Origin of the sequence: Moorena sp. SIO1F2 (assembly GCF_010672755.1) — a bacterium.
GTDB lineage: Bacteria > Cyanobacteriota > Cyanobacteriia > Cyanobacteriales > Coleofasciculaceae > Moorena.
Window position 1 is genome coordinate 1 of sequence record NZ_JAAHFV010000530.1, and the last position, 3,186, is coordinate 3,186.

The window sequence follows — 3,186 nt, forward strand, 5'->3', positions numbered from 1 at the left end:
CTGAGGTTGGAGCAAGATAATTATCGTTTGGTAACTAGTTACTTTGTGCTTTTGGAAGGGGCTGATGCTTTAACTTCCGTAAGATTTCGTCACCAAACTATTAATTTGCTCAATCGCCTAATATTAATGAGGTTGTACACACCTATTTTTTACCTGTTCCCTGTTCCCTATTCCCTATTCCCTAAAATCCAAAACTTGTGTACCTAAGCTATTTGATTATTTGATAAATGCTATAAAATATTACTATCCAATCACCCATTACCAATATTGGGTTGAACTCCATAGGTTTTAAACTTTTCTATAACTATCTGCATTTCTTCCTCACTCAATAATTGAGGTTCTCCATAAATTTTGTTAACGCTGATGATTTTGATATAGATTTGAGCCAAGGTTTCTAGCTCTTGTGCGACTTTCAGAGCGTGCCTTAGATCTTTTCCACAGGCAATCATACCATGATTTTTTAACAAACAGGCAAATGAATTGCCCAGTGCTTTTAGGGCGTTGTTGCTAAGTTCTTGAGTGCCAAAGGTAGCATAATCAGCTACCTTTATACTGCTCCCACCTATCCTAGCAACCATATAATGAAAGCTGGGTATGGGTATACCCATACAAGCCAGTGCTGTAGCATGGATGCTATGAGTATGAACAATAGCATTGACATCAGCTCGATTCAACAGTATGTCATAGTGAAATCGCCATTCACTGCTGGGTAAATAACGATTATTATCAGCAAAAACAGGTTGTTTGTCTTTGCCGAAGTAAATTTTGCAGATTTTATCAGGAGTTAGGTCTTCGTAGTCTAGTCCACTGGGGGTTATTGCTATTGCCTCACCGATACTGTCTCTAACCCTGACACTCACATTACCACTGGTACCTTGATTGATACCAAGACTGTTCATGCGAAGACAGGTATCAATGATCTGCTGGGCGGTTATGGTTTCAACAGGGATTGACTTGATGATCATACTAAGTTGCACCTGATCGGGGAATTTGGGGACTTTCTCAACAATCCTATCCCCCTTGAGCACCATACGGATATAGCAATCCTAATTCCTAGGTGAACAATACTTCCCTAGTTCGTTAATTTGAGTTGCGAACTGTCACTGTTGAGGAATCATACAAGATTGCTATAGACACCGATGCACCGATAATCCAACCCTATCTTAATCTGTTTATCAGTATTCTTACCCTTGCTGCAATCAGAATCAATTGCTATGTATAGCCATGGTAATTAATTTATTGACAATAATGGATACTATTCTTCAGGTGCGACCCGTGGCGAATTTAATTCGCCAAGTAAGAGCGCACCTAACCATCTTTCCCCTCCTGCCCCTCTTTCTCCTTTTAACCATCTTCCCCATTTTCCTGCTCTTCCGGTGAACCGCAACTCAAATCGGATTGCTACACCATGAATTAAAGCCGAGAGACACTCAACAACAAAAGTCGCCTACCACTATGGCAAAAGCAATAGGCGACTAACTCCTCTCTATGGATTAGATAATTACATCAATTAGGTAACATTGGCAACAAAGGATTGGTACTTGACCAGATAAGCGATCAGCTGTTTGGCTCTTTGACAGTAGCTTGAACATCCACGCTCTGAACACCTTCAACCTGGATTGCCAAAGGTGCAATCTGACTCAATTGATCATCAGACGATACTTTTCCTGAGATAGTTACCATTCCCTCTGCCGCTTCAACTTCCAACTGGGTATTGGGGAGCTTGGTTTCTAAATTATTAAGTACTAAACTGGCTAGTTGGTCATCTTCATCAAGGTTTTCTAAATTACCCAAGGCTTGATTTGGCTCTTGAGTAGTTCCAAAATTTACCTCGATTTCCTTTCGGGTTTCTTGAACCATGGCATCCCCTTGGTTTCCTTCAGACCGTAAGGAGACTAGTTCTTCATCGTTTTGATCTATAGAGTAGGAGGGTTCATCACTTGTTTTAGCTTCATCGCAAGCAGCAGCACCAAACAGAATCACTCCACCTAGTAAAATTGGCATCAACTTATTCATCTTTAATTTCTCCTTGTTCTCTCCTTGTATTTACTCCAATCGAGTCCGGTTAATCACTTCGTATTCAGGTAAACCGCGACGTGTTAAGTGTTAAGTATTCAGTGAACATTGACACTATTAAATTTCCGAAAAAACCTGAATAATAAGTAGTCAAACGGACGGGATATAATTCCCAAAAACACCAAACTTATTGAGCTGAATTTTCTAAATCTTAATTTGGCCTGACTCCTGTTGGTTTTGGTTCCGATTGAGCATGAGATCTTGAGGGCAAAATTACATGGTTAACAACATGCATAATGCCGTTAGTGGCTTCAATATCTGCTTGAGTTACCTGGGCATTGTTGACATTAACATTACCGTCTTCACCCACGTGTACTGTCACCGCTTTTCCAGCCATAGTGATAATGTCTCCCGACTGGATTTCACTGCTAGGAACTACACCACTTACAACATGATACTTTAGCAGCTTTACCAGTACCTCTTTGTTTTCTGGTTGTAGTAGACTGTCTAAGGTATTTGCTGGCAGTGCAGCAAAAGCGTCATCGGTGGGAGCAAAAACAGTGTAGGGGCCAACACCAGCCAAGGTTTCCGTTAAGCCCGCTGCCTCAATTGCTTTGACAAGGGTTTGGAATTGATCATTGCTCGCAGCTTGCTCTACTAGGTTACTGGCTGTAGATTCAGTGTCAGTGGTAGCTGGCATTTCTCCCTTTTCACCCTCTTGAAGGGGTTTGCTCAAGGAATCGGGGGCGCTTTCTACCATAGACTCAGTTGCACCATTGACAGGATCTTTAACTGAGTTTTCTGTTTTTTCTTGCGCTATTGCCGGGAAACTGATCAGAGCACTTAATCCCAGAATACCTGTTAGCAATTTAATGGGAGTTTTCATTTAGATCATCTCTCCTGAATGCTAGGTATGGTTGACGCTTTCCAACTAAACGGCTTCATATTTTGATATTATTACCCAAAAGTAAAAAAGTCGGTAAGAAATTTAGAAATTAGGGAGTATAAATTAGGGAGTAGGGAGTAGGGAGTAGGGAGTAGGGAGTAGGGAGTAGGGAGTAGGGAATATGGCCTCAAAAATTATCACAATTAATTCCTACACGGATCTCTATATAATTCTTTATAATTCTTTCAAAAGATAATCACAACCTAGAGCCTATATTCCTAAAC

Annotated in this window: 4 protein-coding genes; 1 reads left to right on the forward strand and 3 read right to left on the reverse strand. The window is 40.7% G+C overall.

What is annotated here, in order from left to right; translation table 11 throughout:
• Window positions 1-207: hypothetical protein (locus tag F6J94_RS32225; RefSeq protein ID WP_293047682.1), on the forward strand; the 207-nt coding region annotated here is incomplete at its 5' end.
• 44 nt (window positions 208-251) lie between these two features.
• On the opposite strand, the gene F6J94_RS32230 is transcribed toward F6J94_RS32225, so the two are convergent.
• The 3 genes from F6J94_RS32230 to F6J94_RS32240 all read right to left on the reverse strand — a co-directional run bounded on the left by F6J94_RS32230 (window position 252) and on the right by F6J94_RS32240 (window position 2,902).
• Window positions 252-965, reverse strand: a complete 714-nt coding sequence (locus F6J94_RS32230) for a class II aldolase/adducin family protein (protein WP_293047685.1) — start codon at window positions 963-965, stop codon at window positions 252-254.
• Window positions 966-1,557: 592 nt separating this feature from the next.
• Entirely contained in the window at window positions 1,558-2,016 is a 459-nt protein-coding gene (locus F6J94_RS32235) for a BON domain-containing protein (protein ID WP_293017482.1), read from the reverse strand.
• A gap of 211 nt (window positions 2,017-2,227) precedes the next feature.
• Window positions 2,228-2,902 carry a fasciclin domain-containing protein gene (locus F6J94_RS32240; protein ID WP_293047687.1) on the reverse strand — a complete coding sequence of 225 codons (675 nt, stop codon included), beginning with the start codon at window positions 2,900-2,902 and terminating at the stop codon, window positions 2,228-2,230.
• Between the last annotated feature and the right edge of the window lie 284 nt (window positions 2,903-3,186).